Here is a 16,125-nt window from a genome sequence, read left to right as displayed (position 1 = left end):
TGATGGTCCTCGCCGTGGTCGTCGGCGCCGGGGCCGGCGGGGGCTCGGTCGTCTTCCGCTGGTGCATCGAGACCTTCACACGCCTCTTCTCCGGTCATGCCGACTACGCGGCCTCCCCCGGCTCCGGGAACCCGTACGTGCCGTGGCTGGGTCCCTGGTTCGTGCTCCTCGCCCCCGTCCTGGGCGGCCTGTTGTACGGGCCGTTGGTGCACCGGTTCGCCAAGGAGGCACGGGGGCACGGCGTACCCGAGGTGATGCTGGCCGTCGCCCAGCATGGAGGCCGGATCAGCCCCAAGGTCGCCGTCGTCAAGACGCTCGCCTCCGCGCTGACCATCGGATCGGGCGGCTCGGTGGGCCGTGAGGGCCCGATCGTGCAGATCGGCTCGGCGCTCGGCTCGACGCTGGGCCGACTGACGAAGGTGACCGAGGGGCGGATGAAGCTTCTGGTGGCCTGCGGCGCGGCGGGCGGCATCGCCGCCACCTTCAACGCTCCGCTGGCCGGCGTCTTCTTCGCCATGGAGCTGATCACGGGCACCTTCAACGCGGAGGCTTTCGGCGCGACGGTGCTCGCCAGCGTGACCGCAAGTGTGATCGGCCGGGCGGCCTTCGGGGACGTGGCCTTCCTGAACCTGCCCGACTTCCACGTCGACCACCTCGTCCAGTACGGACTGTTCGCTCTGCTGGGCATCGTCGCCGCCGTGATCGGAGTGGGCTTCTCCCGGTTCCTTTACGCGGTCGAGGACGCCTGCGACTGGCTCTGGCGCGGCCCGGAGTGGCTGCGTCCGGCGATCGGCGGGCTGCTGCTCGGCCTGGTGCTGCTCGCCCTGCCGGAGATGTACGGCGTCGGCTACCCGGTGCTGGAGAAGGCCACCGGAGGCGGCTACGCAGTCGGGTTCCTGCTGGTGCTGCTGGCGGGCAAGATGCTGGCGACGAGCCTGACCATCGGCATCGGCGGTTCCGGCGGGGTCTTCGCCCCCAGCCTGTTCATCGGGGCGATGTTCGGTGCCGCATACGGCATCGGGGCGCACGATCTGCTGCCCGGTACGGCCGGGCCGGTGGGCGCGTACGCGCTGGTCGGCATGGGCGCCGTCTTCGCCGGCGCCGCCCGTGCGCCGATCACCGCCGTGGTGATCCTCTTCGAGCTGACCGGCGAGTACTCGATCATCCTGCCGCTGATGCTGGCGATCGTCCTCGCCACCGCCACCAGCCGCCTGCTGTCGCACGAGACCGTGTACACGCTGAAGCTGCGCCGGCGCGGTATCGATCTCGACGGCCCGGCACCCGGGGCGCGCATCGGCTCCCAACAGGTCGGCACCGTCATGGAGCCCCTTCCCCCGCCCCTGCCGTCATCCACATCACTCCCCGACGCCGCGGACCTGTTGAGCCTGTCCGGCCACGGCGTGCTGCCGATGGTGGACGAGGCCGGAGCCTACGTCGGAGTGGTGACCGCCCAGGCCGTTGCCGAGGCCCTGGCCGAGCAACCGCAGGCCGCGCCCGCACGGGTCGGGCAGCTCGCCGAACCGTCGGCAGTCGTCGTCGCGGACCAGCCCCTCGCACAGGCGCTGCACGCCCTGCTGTCGGCGGCAGGCACCGGGGTTCCGGTCCTCGACCGCGCGCACGGCGAGCCTGTCGGCTGGCTCAGTCACCAGAGCGCCCTGCGCGCTGTGCAGGCGCACGCGGCGACCGCCTGATGGCGCGCCCGGCCGGCGTGGTCGGCAAGCCCCACGGTCACCCGACTCCGCGATCCGCGCGGCCAGAGAACAGCGGCGACGCGGCTCATACCGGCAGACAGCACAAGCGCTCCGACGACAGCGAGCACCGGAGCAACACGGCACAGCGCAGGGCCCCTTCCGGCAAGGGGGCGACTCCTGGCCGCCGCCATCGGCTTCGATTCCATAACGGTAAAGAATATGCAATGGTTCCGCGAAGCAAAGGTTGCATAGGCTCAAGGTTGGCCCCAAGGCCGGGGCCCGGCCCGAGCGAGTCGAGGGCCGACCGCGAACGAACGTCCGGAGAGGTCCACCGCGTGACGCACACCGACAGCGCGCCCCGCAGAAGATTCCCACCCGGAGGGCGGCGGCCCCTCCGATCTCCACGGAGCTGGGCGCCTGTCAACTGCGGTCGCCTGCAGTCGACTTCACCCCGCCCATCCCCGGCCTGAACGCGAGCTGCTCCTACCTGGCGAGCGCAGACACAGCGGGAATCGCACCGGCAGCCGTGCATGACTTTCCTCGGCTCGGGATCGAGACGCATTGCGAGTTCCGTTCCGAAAACTCCTCGTCGATCCGACACGGAAGCGCACCCAGGAATCCCGGGAATTCACCAAGACGGATCGCCGAGAATTCGACCGAGAACACTTGAACCCTCGAACAGCTCCGGCGGATCTCCCGCCGGAGTCATTCAGGCGTGCGCCCATTCACTGTCGGACGGAAACCCTGATCCTGCACCTTTCCATTCCCCATAAGAAGCGTGTCAAACGAGCGAATTTCCGGATCGTTATCGCAGCGTAACGCGACACGGAGATGCCTGAAATGTCGCCCCGCTATGCCCCTCTTTGGCTGGTTCCAGGCCGTCACCGGGCATCCCGGATATGAGTGTTGTGAGAGATTCATGCGCTGCGCATTTCAACTTCTCCATCTAGGTTTGTCGCACATGAAAGTCAGCAAGGAAACGGATTCGTCCTGCCAGGTATCGCCCCTCGGCTCTCCTGATACTGCAGACGGCGCCACGATGTGGCGCATCGCCCGTGATACGGGGGTCCTCGACCTCAACTCTTCCTACGGTTATCTGCTGTGGCGCCGCGACTTCTCCGGCCCTTCCGTCGTGGCACGTGACGCGCGCGGCCGCACCATCGGATTCATCACCGTCGGTCAGCGACCCGCAGCCCGCGGCGAGCATGAAGTCCTGTTCGACGAGGACCTGTTCACAGAGGGTCTCGGGCATGCGCCCGAGGTTCCGTACCTCATCGGCCCCGCGGCCCGACCCGCCTCCCAGAAGGACGTACCGCAGTGACTGTCACCCAGCCTTCCCTGTCCGTCTTCGAGACGCTGGAGTCCGAGGTCCGTAGCTACTGCCGTGGTTGGCCCGTCGTGTTCGACCGTGCCCAGGGCAGCCGTCTGCATGATGAGGACGGTCGCGCTTACCTGGACTTCTTCTCCGGTGCCGGAGCGCTCAACTACGGGCACAACAACCCGGTGCTCAAACGCGCCCTGCTGGATTATCTGGAGCGCGACGGTGTCACGCACAGCCTGGACATGAGCACGACCGCGAAGCGAGCCTTCCTGGAGCGCTTCCAGGATCTCGTGCTGCGCCCGCGCGGCCTGGCCCACAAGGTGATGTTCCCCGGCCCCACCGGCACCAACGCCGTGGAGGCGGCACTGAAGCTGGCGCGCAAGGTCAAGGGCCGGGAAGCGATCGTCTCGTTCACCAACGCCTTCCACGGCATGTCCCTCGGCTCGCTGGCCGTGACCGGCAACTCCATGAAGCGTGCCGGTGCGGGGATTCCGCTGGTGCACGGGACCCCGATGCCGTTCGACAACTACTTCGACGGCCGTGTCCCTGACTTCCTGTGGTTCGAACGGCTGCTGGAGGACCAGGGATCCGGGCTCAATCAGCCCGCCGCCGTGATCGTCGAGACGGTCCAGGGCGAGGGCGGTGTCAACGTGGCCCGCCCGGAGTGGCTTCGCGCTCTGGCGGACCTGTGCGAGCGGCGTGACATGCTGCTGATCGTCGACGACGTCCAGATGGGCTGCGGGCGGACGGGACCGTTCTTCTCGTTCGAGGAGGCCGGAATCGTCCCCGACATCATCACCCTGTCCAAGTCCATCGGAGGCTACGGCCTGCCCATGGCCCTGACCCTCTTCAAGCCCGAACTCGACGTCTGGGAGCCCGGCGAGCACAACGGCACCTTCCGTGGCCACAACCCCGCCTTCGTCACGGCGACGGCCGCCCTGGACGCGTACTGGGCCGACGGCGACAGCATGACGCAGCAGACGATCACCCGCGGCGAGCAGACCGAGGCCGTCCTGCGCGAGATCGTCGCCGAGCACCCTGGTACCGGCGCCCGCCACCGTGGCCGGGGGCTGGTGTGGGGCCTGGAGTTCGACGACAAGGGATGGGCGTCCCGGGCGTGTGCCCGCGCCTTCGAACTGGGCCTGCTCGTCGAGACCTCGGGCCCGCAGGACGAGGTCCTCAAACTGCTGCCCGCACTGACCATCACCACGGACGAGCTCGACGAGGGCCTGCGCATTGTCGCCCGGGCCGTACGCCAGACCGCCTGAGGAGACGACGACACCATGATCGTGCGATCGCTGACGGGCGTCGAAGGCACGGACCGCGACGTACCGCCGAGACCGGCGTCCACCCCTTGCTCACGGAAGGATCCTGACATGACCGACCTCTATCCGACCCGCGGTGCCGCCGAGGTGATGACGCCCCGCCAGGACCCCGTGCTCTGGGGCGAGCCCTCCGAAGACCTGCGCGGCTTCGAACGGGACGGCTTCCTCACCGTGGATCAGTTGCTCACCCCGGCCGAGGTACTGGCCTACCGGGCCGAACTGACGCGGCTGATCGCCGATCCGGCCGTGATCAACGACGAGCGTGCCATCGTCGAACCCTCCTCCAAGGAGATCCGCTCGGTCTTCGAGGTCCATCGCATCAGCGAGGTCTTCGCCCGGCTCGTCCGGGACCCCAGGGTCGTGGACACCGCTCGCCGGATCCTCGGCTCCGACGTGTACGTCCACCAGAGCCGGGTCAACGTCAAGCCGGGCTTCGGAGCCAGCGGGTTCTACTGGCACTCCGACTTCGAGACCTGGCACGCCGAGGACGGCCTGCCCCGGATGCGCACGGTCTCGGTGTCGATCGCGCTGACCGAGAACCGTGACACCAACGGCAGTCTGATGATCATGCCGGGGTCGCACCGGACCTTTCTCGGCTGCGCGGGGGCTACGCCGAAGGACAACTACAAGCGGTCGCTGCGGATGCAGGAAGCGGGTACGCCCTCGGCCTCGGGGCTGACCGAGATGGCCCTGGAGCACGGCATCAAGCTCTTCACCGGCCCCGCCGGCTCGGCCACCTGGTTCGACTGCAACTGCATGCACGGATCCGGGGACAACATCACTCCCTACCCGCGCAGCAACGTCTTCATCGTCTTCAACAGCGTCGACAACCAAGCGGTGGAACCCTTCGCCGCGCCGGTGCGGCGACCGGAGTTCATCGCGGCCCGCGACTTCCTGCCGGTGAAGTAGCTTCTCTCCCCCGGTTCGGCCGAGGGGGGCCAGAAGGCCGCTCATGGCCCGGAAGGCATCCGCCCGTCGCCCCTGTCGAACCCCGGGCCCTGGGACTGCTGTGCCACCACCTCGTCCGCGAGGCCGCCCTCATCACGGCCCTGCGGACCGCGTGTGCCGCCGTGGTCACACCGGTGGCCGACAGAATCTGATCCGTACCGTGGACCGTCGGGGCTGCCCGTTCGTGGCCCCGGCGACGGCCGTCGGGGGCAGGCCGTCCGCCGATTCGGACATCAACCGGCCGGGCCGACAGCCGGCGGTCCGGTGTCGGCAGAACCTGCCCCCGGCCCAGACGCCATCGGGAGCGCCGTGCACCTTGACGGCCATCCGGGCCACACCGCGTCCTCCTGCGGGCACCACAGCCCCTGTGCCCGCAGGCGGCCTGTGCCGTCGCCCGTCGCCGGCCGGTCACCGGCGCCCGAGGTGCGGACGACGGGTTCCGGTGACGACCGTTGCGGGCCGCCCAAGTTGCGGGCGCGCGGTCCAGGCACAGCCTTACCTCCAGGGGGGCGGGAGTGGTGACGCACAGGCCGGCCGGGCCGACTGGTGGCGTGGGTCGCCCACTCGGGCACCGGTGACCGCGCTCACCAATACTGTGCCGAGGAAGATGGCGGCCATGCCCTCGACGCCGCCGCCCGCACCGGCTCGGGTCCGCGAGGTCGCTGCGCGTCACAGCGAGCACGACGTGCCGTACGCCAAGAGCGTCCAGAATCTCCAGATGCTCCCAACGACTGCGGTTCCCCGCCCTGTCCGTCGGCCGCCACGAGCAGAACGGCCGGCACGGGTCCGCCGTCCGGCGTGGTGGTGACGAGCCGCTCGTACCCGGCGCGTCCACGAACGCGAGGTCCTCGCCACCCAGCGACCGCTCGTACGGGCGACAGCCCCCGGGCACGTCGGGCCGGTGCGGTCTACGTGTTTCGAATCGCTCCCGGCCAGGCAGCGAGGGTGCACCGGCTCCGCATTCAGGGAACGTCCCCCAAAGCCAGATGCGTGGTCAGACCGGCTCGGTCGGCAGCGGTCCGGAGCTCCGAGCTGGCGCTGGTGAACAGCACGTCGACATCAGCCAGCGGCAGGGTCTGGCGAAGAGCCAGCAACGTGTAGAGCCCCGGGGTGTCACAGAACGTGATCCCCGACAGGTTCAGCACCAGCAAGCCTGCGGTTGAGTGGGCGGCGAGTACCGTCACATCCTCACGCAGTCCCGGCGCGGTGTCGACATCGAGATCTCCCGCGAGGTGCAACACCAGTCGCGGCGGAGAACCTTCTCCGACCTCCCGATGGACGGACAGTCTCGACGACAATGCCGCCTCTTGGGGTTCTTGCAGCAAGGCCGACTCATCGCCACCCACCGGCACGGCATCGACTGTCTCGTCATCTCGCGGGGTGGGTCGAGGTGGTGGCATCGGCTTTCCTGACAGCTCGGCAACAGGTGCCGACCAGGCTTCCCGGCGCTCCAGGAAGCACCCAGCAGTGCCTCCACGCCGTCATCTTTGCACAGGGCAAAGACCGCATCAACCGCCTGCGGAAACTTTCGACCCGCAGGCGTGAGAGATCGACACCTCGGCCGGTCTGCTCTGGGGCGGGCACACCCCATGCCCCCCACGCAGAGTCCTCATCGCCGAACGGACAGCCTGCCCCGAGGTTCGCGAGGGCGGCGGGAAGCGGGCCACGGCACCATGCCGGTCACGAACGGGGCACCCGCATCAAGCCCGGACCCTGCGCATGCACATCGAGGCGGTCGCCGAGGAGTCGACGGGCATCACCGACACCCCGAGTGGCACACCGCGGTCGTTCTGAAGGACGAGGATGTTGCGGTGCCGACCGCAACCCGATCAACCGGCGCCGTCCCGTCGGCGGGTGGACGGGACGGTCAGCCGGTAGGAGCGCACGACCGCGACGACCGTCGCCGCGGCGAGAGCGGCGACCCACCCGGCGAGTCCGAGCAACGCACGCAACGCCCCCACGCCCGACCCGACACCGCGCGGCGGCACCCGTCCCTGCGGGTCGTAGACGACGGCAAGGGCGTCGCCTGGGCGGGTGGCCTGCCCACACCCGCGCCAGACTCGTACCCCCAGAGGCACCCCACGCCGGTCGGCCACCGAGCAGAGATAGCGGCCGCGGCCTCCCCCCAACGCCCCCGCATCCCGCACCGACGTCACCACCACGGACTGCACCCGACCCTGTTCCGCCAGGACGACACCGGCGGCGGCCTGCGGCGCCTGCGCCGCGAGGCACAGCGCGAGCACGACGACGACACCCACCAGCGCCCGGCCCGCCCGCACCACGATCAGGTAGACAGCGAGCGCGAGCGCACACACCAGGCCGACCACGCCGTCGGTCAGCCCCGGGCGCCCCGTCCAGGCCCCGACGACGGACGTGCCGACGATGCCCACGACGGCCGACAGCGCCACGAACACACCCTCTGCGACCAGCCACCACGGCGGGAAGCCGACGAACTCGGCAGGCCCCCACACAGTGGCACGCAGATGCCCCATCAGCTGGGGCTCGACATCGCGTGGCGAGCGACACCACCAGCGCATGTGTCACTCACCCTTTCCCGTCCCCACGCGGAGAACCGCGCTCACATTTCCCTTGCATTATGCAAAACGTGGAGGAGTCCGGGAAGAGCGGGCATGTCCGCCACTCGGCCAGCGCGGCGCGTAAGCGGCCGGACGCTTACGCCTCGCGTGCCCCTGCCACGTCCGCCCCCCAGCCGAGCGGATGCGGTTCCGAACCGTCCGCGTCGGGAGCGGGCGGCTCCCCTCCCGCCTCGTTGAAGGCGCCCAGCGCCTCGACGAGCGCCAGCCGCTGTGTCGGCCTGAGCCGTGCGACGATCCCGGCGATCTCCTCGCGTCGCCTGGCGGTGACCTCCTCGACGGTGCGCCGCCCCTCCTCGGTCAGCTGCAGCAGGGTCTCGCGGCGGTTGCCGGGGTTGGTCTGGCGGTCGGCGAGCCCGGCGTTGATGAGCCGGTCCACCATGCGCATGGCCGTCGAGGGTGCCACCTGGAGCAGGTCAGCGAGGACGACCAGTTTGGTCGCCCCGCGGCTGGAGAGGACGACGAGCATCCGGAACTGAGCGAGGGTCACTCTGTCCTCGACCGCGGCGAGCGAGCGGGCGGAGACGGCCACCAGCAACCGGGACGCGGTCAGCACCGCTCGGGTGACCTCGTCTACATCGTCCATGGCCCCCACAGGGGTCTCGTACTGCGGCATACGTCCTTTGTATCGCGTCGAAGCACCTGCTCACTCATACGTCGCGAACAGATTTTCCCTTCTCATGACCATGGAAGCGCAGCAGGAGCATGGCCCCGTCGTCGCGTGGAGGGCCTGCGGTGTGCCGTACCAGGTCCTCCCGCAGGGCTTCGAGGGCGCGCAGGCAGGCGGCTGCGGGAAGCCGACCGTGCTGTCCTGGCGTACCACCATGGGGTGAATGACCGTGGTTCAGGCCCTGCGCTGCGGGCCCGAGCGAGACCAGCGGCTGGAAACCCACCGCGCGGCCCGCCGCGACGTCCGCCACGGGCATCGCGCCCACAGGCAACACGGACAGGAGTCGGGCCCCGGACGCCTGGCGGCTCGTGGTCATGACGTCCTCATGAGGTGGCTCGGCGCTCGAGAGCCGCCTTCGACGTCCGACAGCCCCGCATTTAGACTATGCAATGGTTTCCTGGTGATGGCGCACCCCGCACCGGCCCTTCACCCAGTCGAGGCCGAAGACCGGAACCTCCGACGACACTCCTGGAAGGCAACGATGCCCCACAGAGAGACCCACGAGACCAGACCAACGCTTCCGACCGGCTGGCGGCGCCTGGCCGCGCGGGCACCACTCCTCCTCTTCCGTGTCGGGCTCGGACCGGTTTTCGGCAAACGGTTCCTGCTTCTGCACCACGTCGGGCGCAGGACGGGCCTCGACCGCCACGTCGTCCTCGAGGTCGTGTCACATGAGGCCGTACCCCTCGGCTGGACCGTCGCCTCCGGCTTCGGTCCCGGCTCGGACTGGTACCGCAACCTGCGAGCGCATCCGAAGACCGTTGTCCAAGTCGGCAACCGCTACCACGCAGTCACCGCCCGCTTCCTCTCCCCCGACGACGGCGCCCGGATCATGGCGGACTACTCCCGTCGACACCCCCGCACGGCCCGCCGTCTCTGGGCGTTCATGGGCCTGCCCGCCGACGGCAGCGAGACGTCGTTTCTCGACGCCGGCCGCGCCATACCGTGCGTCCGCCTCGAAGCTGCCGACGGGCACCGCCCGCAGAGCCGCGGACGCGAGTGACGTCTTGGCCGGAGGCACGCGGGGACCCGCATGAGGACGCCGAAGGGATCCCCGGCATACCAGCGGACCAGCCATCGGCCGCGGCAACCTCACGGGCGACATCTGATGAGGAGGGCCCTACGAGCACGGGATCTCGCCGATCCTCACCCCATCCAGGTGCCTGTCAGCGCAGTATAAAGAACGTGTAGGGTTCCCACTGGTGTGCCGGGAAGCCTGGTCGGCGATGTGAGGACAAGTCTCTTCGTCGGTCGGGGGTTTTGGTCATGGTTCTTGTCGTGGTTTTCGGGGTGGCGCTGCTGATCGCGGTGCTGCTGTCGGGGCTTGCCGCCCGGACTGTCTTGTCCACCTCGTTCCTCTTCCTGGTCGGCGGGGCGCTCGTCAGTGACGGCTTCCTCGGGCTGATCCACATCACGCCGGACAGCGACATCGTGTCCGTCACGGCCGATCTGGCGCTGTTCGCGGTGCTGTTCACCGACGGCATGCACGTCTCCTTCCCCAAGCTGCGGGAGAACTGGCGCAACCCGGCCCGCGCCCTCGCGCTGGGCATGCCGCTGGCGTTCGTCGGCATGGCGCTGATCACGCACTACCTGGTAGGTCTGGACTGGACGACGTCCTTCCTGGTCGGCGCCGTCCTCGCGCCGACCGACCCGGTGTTCGCCTCGGCGATCGTCGGGCGCAAGGAAGTCCCGTCGAAACTGCGGCAGTTGCTGAACGTGGAGAGCGGAATCAACGACGGGCTCGCCCTGCCGGTGGTCCTCGTCCTCATCGCCGCGGCCGGGCCGACCTCCGGGCATGCGGAGGCGTCGCTCGGGAAGATCGCGCTGGAACTGGTGCTCGGCCTCGTCTTCGGCCTGGTCCTGCCCTTCGTGGTGATCGAACTCGTACGGTTCAGGCTGCTGGGCGCCGAGCCCAAGCTTCAGCCGCTGCTGCCTCTGGCCATCGGCGTGACCCTGTACGCCCTGTGCCACCTCACGCACGCCAACCCCTACCTCGCGGCGTTCTCCGCGGGCGCGGTGCTCACCGCGCGGTCGCTGGAGGCGAAGGAGGCGTTCGAACCGCTCGGCGAGATGCTTGCGGAGCTGGCCAAGTTCGCCGCCCTGCTGGTGTTCGGGGCGCTGCTGACGCCGCAGTTGTTCGGCGACCTGTCCTTCGGCGGCTACGTCGCCGTCGTCCTCGCGATCGTGCTGATCAGGCCGGCCTCGCTGCTGCTGTCACTGGTCGGCACCCGGTTCACCCGGCAGGAGAAGCTGGTCGCCGCCTGGTTCGGGCCCAAGGGGTTCGCCTCCGTGGTGTACGGGTTGCTGGTGCTCCAGGCCGGGATTCCGCAGGGCGAGGAGGCGTTCACCCTCATCGCCGTGTGTATCGCCTTCTCGATCATCGCCCACAGCTCCACCGACGTACCGATCGCCCGCCTGTTCAAGGTCGAGGACATCGCCGGCATCCCTGGTGATGAGTCGGCTCCCGTTCCCGCTCGCGACACCCGCTGAATCGTCCGCCGGTTCCACTGACTTCGGGGAATCGGATCAGGTAGACACGATCTCGGAAGTCTCCGGCGGCAGCCGAGGCGGCACCGCCAAGGGCTCATCACAGCGCCCCGTGCGCTCGCTGCCACGCCCCGTCGGCGGGCCCCTCTCATCTCAGTCCCCACCACCATCCGGCACCGGCCGTGCCGCGTGCCGAGCCGCCGGGTTGGCGATCATGTGTCGTGGGTCGCCGACCCGGTTGATCGCCGACTCGACGGCTGCGATCCGGTCGGCCAGGAGGCCGAGGGCCCCCACGGCTCGGGTGAGCTGGTCGTCCTCGGGGCCGCCGAGCGACTGGGCTCGGACGTGGGCCGCCTTCAATTCCGTCCAGCGTGCCGACTGTTCGGCCGTGAGGGTGCCTCGCAGTTCGGCCAGCTTGAGCAGGTTGGCCTCGGCTCCCGTGGTGAGGGTCTGGGCCTCGGCCCGGTAGTGGTCCTCGATCAGCGCGGAGAGTTCGGCGTCGTTCATGACGGGCTGGACACGCTGGGCGATCTTGTTCATGGTGCGGTAGGAGCCCTGGAGCCGGAAGGGCGGTTCCGTGCGGGTCGTGTCCGACTGGGCCGCCGAGGCGATGTACGCCGCGTTCACGGCCAGGACCGTCTCCCGGGCGGTGAGCAGGTGCCGGAGCACGGCCAGGACCGGTTCCAGCTCCGCGGGGGTGTACGGGTGCGTCAGGCGGTCCGCGCGGGCCGCCGGGTCGTCCTGGGCGAGGCGGATCAGCAGGTCGAGGTCGGCGCGGTCGCGGCCGGCGAGCGGGGCGAGGACCGGGTTGGCGGTGAGGGCGTTCTCGACGAAGCTGAGCGCGAAGTGGTCGTCCTTGCCGGTCAGGACGTCGCCGAGGTTCCACACGTCGGCGCGGTTGGCGAGCATGTCGGGCACCTGGAAGCGGCTGCCGGACTCGGTGTAGGGGTTGCCGGCCATGCAGACGGCGAAGCGTTTGCCGCGCAGGTCGTAGGTGCGCGGCTCGCCGTCCCGCACGCCCTCGATGCGGCGGGTGGCGTCGCAGAGGGGGATGAACTTCTGGAGCAGTTCGGGTGAGGTGTGCTGGATGTCGTCGAGGTAGAGGAGGGTGTTGTTGCCCGCCGCCAGCGCGAAGTTGATCTTCTCGATCTCCTGGCGGGCGGTGGTGTTCGGGGCCTCGGCCGGGTCGAGCGAGGTGACGGTGTGGCCGAGTGCCGGGCCGTCGACCTTCACGAGGATCATGCCGAGTCGGTCGGCGACGTACTCCATGAGGGTCGTCTTGCCGTAGCCCGGCGGGGAGATGAGCAGGAGCAGGCCGCCGGTGTCGGTGCGCTTGGACTCGCCCGTGGTGCCGAGCTGCTTGGCGAGGCTGTCGCCGATGAGCGGGAGGTACACCTCGTCGATGAGCCTGCCGCGTACGAACGCCGACATCACGCGGGGCCGGTACTCGTCCAGGCGGAGACGGGCACGTTCGGCGTCCACCAGAGCGGCGCGGCGGTGCTGGTAGGCGCGGTGACCGGGGACGTCGTGCGTGCGGAAGCGCCGCGTCCGCGCCAGGAGTTCGTCGATACGGACCGTGAGGGCGCGGCCGGTGATGCGGGGGTGAATGCCGAGCAGGCCCGTGACGGTCTCCGTGAGCGGCGCGTCGGACTCGTAGCGGGTCAGGCCGGGGCAGAGTTCGGCGGCCACCGCCTCGGCCAGGTCGCCGGGGGTGAGGTCGGTGCCGGTGGCGGTGGTGTACGCCGTCAGCCATGCCTCGACCAGTTGCTCGCGGGCGGCCGGGTCGGTGAGGGCGGTGAGGTCGTCGTCGTAGGCCGATGTCCCCACGGTGCGCCGGAACTTGTCCAGCAGGGTGCGAGTGCCGGCGCTGATGACGAAGCCGTCGGGTCCGGTCGTGAGCTCCTCGAACAGGTAGGCGGCCGCCGCCTCTCCGCCCGCGACGTCCGCCAGCTCCCGCTGCAGGTCGGCGATGGCGGGGGCCAGGCCGAAGGTGTCCCGGGCACGGGCGAGGGACACCGCGCGCCGGGTCCAGCTCTGCCGCTCCTCGTCCGTCGTGCCGTGCGCCCAGAACAGCTGGGCGGCGGCCCGTGCGCCCGGTTCGTGACGCAGCGGACCGGCGCCCTCGTGCAGGCGCAGGAGCGCGGTGAGGATCGCTGTCGCGTCGTGGTCGTGGACGCCGCGCTCGTGGCCCTCGTCGTACGCCTTCTCCGCGGCCTGCCGTACGAGCGTCGGCAGGTCGGCCTCCGCCAGGGCCTCGGGGCCGTGTTCGTCCAGGAGGCGGGCGGCGAGGTGCTCGGCGCGGTAGACCTCCACAGACTCCGAGGGCAGGGGGCGGTCCCAGTAGGGGCGAGTGGTGGCGGTGAAGTCGGGGTCGGTGACCGGGGAGCGGTAGTCGGTGCCGGTCAGGGCGAAGGCGAGAGTGTCGCCGTGCGGGACGAGGGTGAGGTCGAGGGGCTGGGCGTTGACGGCGAAGTGGTGGGTGCCGAGGCGGATCGTGCGGCCGTCGTCGGCGTAGAGGTCGGTGCGGTCGCGCAGGACGCGGAACGCCTCCTGGCGGGCGGCCTTGAGGCGGCCGTCCAGTTCCTCGGCCCTCACGTGGTCGCCGAGGCCGCGTAGTTCGCCGGCGATGCGGCGGACCTTGGCGGGCATCGGGTCGGAGGTGAAGAACGTGGCGACCGCGTCCGCGTCCGGCAGGGCCGTGGCCCGGCGGACGACGGTCCGCAGGACGCGGGCCGCCGAGTCGGCCAGGCGTTCGGCGCGCCGGGCGCGGGCGTCGGCGAGGGTCTGTTTGCGGGCGGAGAACGCTTCGTGGACCTCGTCACGCTTGTCGGCGAGGGTGGCCAGGAAGTCGTCGAACTCGGCGAAACGGGACTCCAGGTTCTCCGTCTGGACGAGCAGGCGGGCGAGCTGTTCGTCGCATGCCTCCGGGCTGCCCGCGGCGGCGAGCGCTCCGGTGACGGCTTGGCCGAGCAGGGCGAACTCGGCGGCGAACTCGGCTCGTCCCTCACGCTCGAGGAGTGCGCGGCGACGGCCGTCGAGGGCGGCGCGGGCCCGGTTGACGCCGCCGAGGACCTCGGCGACGCGCTCCAGGATCGCGGTGCGGACGGTGGCGTCGGCGATGTCGAGGCCGGCGACGACCTCGGTCACCGTGCGCAGCCCGTCGGCGAGTTCGTCCATGCGGGCGGCCACGGGCACGGCCTCGGCCACGGTGGCGATCGACTCGGCGTCGGCGACGAGCCGCTCGACGTCCGCGTGGTGATCGGCGAAGGCGTCCTCACGGCCGAGGTGAGCCACCGCCCGACGGCCGAAGGCGTCGAGGTCCGACTCGGTATCGGCGGCGAGTTCCTCGATGCGGGCGGTGTCCGCGTACCGCATGTCCTTGAGGGTGAGCAGATGACCTTGCGCCTGGTGCAGTTCGGTCAGGCCGCTCACCCAGCCCGCCGCGCTGCGCGGAGACTCGCCACGCAGCCGTCGTACGACCCCGGCGACCCGCTCGGTGGCTTCGGTGAGGGCGTCCGCGGCCTGCCGGGTGAGGGCCTGGACGGTCTCGAACTCGGCCAGAACCTGTTGTGCCGTGTCGCGCAGTTGGGTCAGCGGCGTGCGGAGGTCGCCGAGTTCGGGATCGCTCAGCCAGTGGTGGGTGTCGGCCGCCCGCGCGCAGGCGGCCAGGAGCGCCTCGTACACCTCGCGCGTGGGGGTCGTATCGGCGACGGCTCCGGTGATGGAGAGGCAGTCGGAGATGCCACGCACAAGGTCGGCGTTGCCGATCCGAGCCAGGGGGCCGGTACCGACCGGCTGGGCGGCGGCGTAGGTGTCCGAGACGTACGGGGAGTTCCACAGCTGCACGGGGTGGACGCGCCGCGGTTCGGCGTTGTCGGCCCGGAGGACCGCGAGTGCGCCGTCGTCGAAGAGTGCCCAGCCGTTGCAGGGCAGGGGGTTCGCCATCTCCTTGCGGATCGTGTTGTACGGCAGGAGAAGGCTGCGGCCCTCCGCGCGCGCCTGGAAGGCGTAGAGCACGTCTTCGCCGTTCGGGGAGTGGATCTCCCGCTCGAACTCCAGCTCGGCCGTGTCGAGTTCGTACGTCTTGTGGGTGCCGGTGGCCAGGCAGTAGCCGCCGGGGAAGGCGATCCCCTGGTCCTCGGGCAGGCGGCGGCAGGACCGACCGATGCCGTCGAGTCGGACGACGGCCCTGGTGAGGGTGTTGAACACCAGGTGACGGTCGGTGTTTTCCTTGTAGGGGCGGACGCGCAGCAGGATCAGGGCGCCCACGCGTGCGTGCGCGATGTCCGCGTCCGCGAGGGACTGCAGCGGTTCGTCGACCGGCTCGGTGTGGACACCGGCCCCTGTCTCGGTGTCGTCGTCGACCTTGACGGTCAGCACGCCGCCGACCGTGGACACGAACACCTCGCCGTTGATGGAGACGTGTGGGTGGCGGCCGAGGATGTGGTCCTCGCGGGTGCTGTCGGTCCATTCGAGGTCCTGAGACGGCGGGAGGACGTGGTCGCGCTCGCCCCGCGCGTCGAGGAAGGTGGCTTGTCCCTCGTCCGACAGGGACCAGCGCAGCACCCGTGTGTCGTCCTCCCTCTCACCGGTTCGGAAGACGGCGAGCAGCTTCCCCTCGGTGCGCACGAGCCGGAGCAGGCCGGCCTGGCGGTAGTAGCGGTGCAGGGCGGCGAACTCGCGGACGAAGGCGGGGTCGTCGAGCAGGCCCGGGACGGCGTCGTCGGGCAGCCGTCCCAGGTCGCGGTCGTGCAAGGTCAGGACGTCGCCGACGCGCGTGGCCGCCTCCCGGCCCGGGACGGCGTTGGAGCCGACCAGCAGCACATCGCCCACGGCCACGATGTCCCGGAGTGTCGCCGCGTGCTCGGTGCGCAGCCGCTCCGTGCCGGCGAGTTCCAGCCGCGTCGAGCCGAACTCCTCGCTGCGGCGGGCGTTGAGCGCCTCGGCGCGGCGGGCGAGCTCGGCGGCCTGGGCGGTGAGGCGATCGCGCAACACCTCGTACGTGCCCGTGTCCACAGAGTCGTACGTGCGGGTGTCCGGGCCGATCGTCGTGCCGGTGTCCGGGCCGATCGTCATGGCATGCCTCTCA

11 protein-coding genes are annotated in these 16,125 nt (G+C 70.2%); 7 read left to right on the top strand and 4 right to left on the bottom strand.

Translation table 11 applies throughout. From position 1 onward, the window contains the following. Nucleotides 1-2 precede the first annotated feature (2 nt). The 4 genes from A4E84_RS36780 (at nucleotide 3) to thpD (ending at nucleotide 5,246) form a co-directional block, all read left to right on the top strand. Nucleotides 3-1,691 carry a chloride channel protein gene (locus A4E84_RS36780; protein WP_062931775.1) on the top strand — a complete coding sequence of 563 codons (1,689 nt, stop codon included), beginning with the start codon at nucleotides 3-5 and terminating at the stop codon, nucleotides 1,689-1,691. Between the two features lie 961 nt (nucleotides 1,692-2,652). Further along, nucleotides 2,653-3,012 (top strand): GNAT family protein, encoded by a 360-nt coding sequence (locus A4E84_RS36775; protein ID WP_418082244.1) that lies wholly within the window; start codon nucleotides 2,653-2,655, stop codon nucleotides 3,010-3,012. Beyond that, the gene (ectB, locus tag A4E84_RS36770; RefSeq protein WP_062930690.1) at nucleotides 3,009-4,280 is read left to right on the top strand and encodes a diaminobutyrate--2-oxoglutarate transaminase; all 1,272 of its coding nucleotides are present in this window, start codon (nucleotides 3,009-3,011) and stop codon (nucleotides 4,278-4,280) included. Before A4E84_RS36775 ends, ectB begins: the two co-directional genes overlap by 4 nt. A 108-nt stretch (nucleotides 4,281-4,388) precedes the next feature. Beyond that, entirely contained in the window at nucleotides 4,389-5,246 is an 858-nt protein-coding gene (thpD, locus tag A4E84_RS36765) for an ectoine hydroxylase (protein ID WP_062930689.1), read from the top strand. Nucleotides 5,247-6,247: 1,001 nt separating this feature from the next. Here the strand turns inward: thpD and A4E84_RS41640 are convergent. From A4E84_RS41640 to A4E84_RS36750, 3 genes are all read right to left on the bottom strand, one after another. After that, a complete protein-coding gene (locus tag A4E84_RS41640; RefSeq protein WP_159029667.1) occupies nucleotides 6,248-6,637 on the bottom strand; it encodes an STAS domain-containing protein in 390 nt (129 codons plus the stop codon). 477 nt (nucleotides 6,638-7,114) lie between these two features. After that, nucleotides 7,115-7,822: a hypothetical protein gene (locus tag A4E84_RS36755; protein WP_237305061.1), complete on the bottom strand. Its 708-nt coding sequence runs from the start codon at nucleotides 7,820-7,822 to the stop codon at nucleotides 7,115-7,117. Between the two features lie 136 nt (nucleotides 7,823-7,958). Further along, nucleotides 7,959-8,495, bottom strand: a complete 537-nt coding sequence (locus A4E84_RS36750) for a MarR family winged helix-turn-helix transcriptional regulator (protein ID WP_062930686.1) — start codon at nucleotides 8,493-8,495, stop codon at nucleotides 7,959-7,961. A gap of 64 nt (nucleotides 8,496-8,559) precedes the next feature. On the opposite strand from A4E84_RS36750, the gene A4E84_RS43150 reads away from it, so the two are divergent. The 3 genes from A4E84_RS43150 to A4E84_RS36740 all read left to right on the top strand — a co-directional run bounded on the left by A4E84_RS43150 (nucleotide 8,560) and on the right by A4E84_RS36740 (nucleotide 11,039). Next, entirely contained in the window at nucleotides 8,560-8,712 is a 153-nt protein-coding gene (locus A4E84_RS43150; protein WP_159029666.1) for a hypothetical protein, read from the top strand. Nucleotides 8,713-9,030: 318 nt separating this feature from the next. Beyond that, nucleotides 9,031-9,552, top strand: a complete 522-nt coding sequence (locus tag A4E84_RS36745; RefSeq protein WP_062930685.1) for a nitroreductase family deazaflavin-dependent oxidoreductase — start codon at nucleotides 9,031-9,033, stop codon at nucleotides 9,550-9,552. A gap of 263 nt (nucleotides 9,553-9,815) precedes the next feature. Then, nucleotides 9,816-11,039 (top strand): cation:proton antiporter, encoded by a 1,224-nt coding sequence (locus tag A4E84_RS36740; protein ID WP_062930684.1) that lies wholly within the window; start codon nucleotides 9,816-9,818, stop codon nucleotides 11,037-11,039. Between the two features lie 150 nt (nucleotides 11,040-11,189). Here A4E84_RS36740 and A4E84_RS36735 read toward each other — a convergent pair whose 3' ends face one another. Continuing rightward, nucleotides 11,190-16,112, bottom strand: a complete 4,923-nt coding sequence (locus A4E84_RS36735; RefSeq protein WP_062930683.1) for a DNA repair ATPase — start codon at nucleotides 16,110-16,112, stop codon at nucleotides 11,190-11,192. Between the last annotated feature and the right edge of the window lie 13 nt (nucleotides 16,113-16,125).

It is taken from the genome of Streptomyces qaidamensis (assembly GCF_001611795.1).
Classification (GTDB): Bacteria; Actinomycetota; Actinomycetes; order Streptomycetales; family Streptomycetaceae; genus Streptomyces; species Streptomyces qaidamensis.
This window is presented reverse-complemented; position numbering and strand designations above follow the sequence as displayed.

What these genes read in the sequence shown, in the direction of transcription:
- A4E84_RS36780 (WP_062931775.1), top strand. Translation starts at nt 3, where the DNA reads ATGGTCCTCGCCGTGGTCGTCGGCGCCGGGGCCGGCGGGGGCTCGGTC.
- A4E84_RS36775 (WP_418082244.1), top strand. Translation starts at nt 2,653, where the DNA reads ATGAAAGTCAGCAAGGAAACGGATTCGTCCTGCCAGGTATCGCCCCTC.
- thpD (WP_062930689.1), top strand. Translation starts at nt 4,389, where the DNA reads ATGACCGACCTCTATCCGACCCGCGGTGCCGCCGAGGTGATGACGCCC.
- A4E84_RS36755 (WP_237305061.1), bottom strand. Translation starts at nt 7,822, where the DNA reads ATGCGCTGGTGGTGTCGCTCGCCACGCGATGTCGAGCCCCAGCTGATG.
- A4E84_RS36750 (WP_062930686.1), bottom strand. Translation starts at nt 8,495, where the DNA reads ATGCCGCAGTACGAGACCCCTGTGGGGGCCATGGACGATGTAGACGAG.
- A4E84_RS43150 (WP_159029666.1), top strand. Translation starts at nt 8,560, where the DNA reads ATGACCATGGAAGCGCAGCAGGAGCATGGCCCCGTCGTCGCGTGGAGG.
- A4E84_RS36745 (WP_062930685.1), top strand. Translation starts at nt 9,031, where the DNA reads ATGCCCCACAGAGAGACCCACGAGACCAGACCAACGCTTCCGACCGGC.
- A4E84_RS36740 (WP_062930684.1), top strand. Translation starts at nt 9,816, where the DNA reads ATGGTTCTTGTCGTGGTTTTCGGGGTGGCGCTGCTGATCGCGGTGCTG.
- A4E84_RS36735 (WP_062930683.1), bottom strand. Translation starts at nt 16,112, where the DNA reads ATGACGATCGGCCCGGACACCGGCACGACGATCGGCCCGGACACCCGC.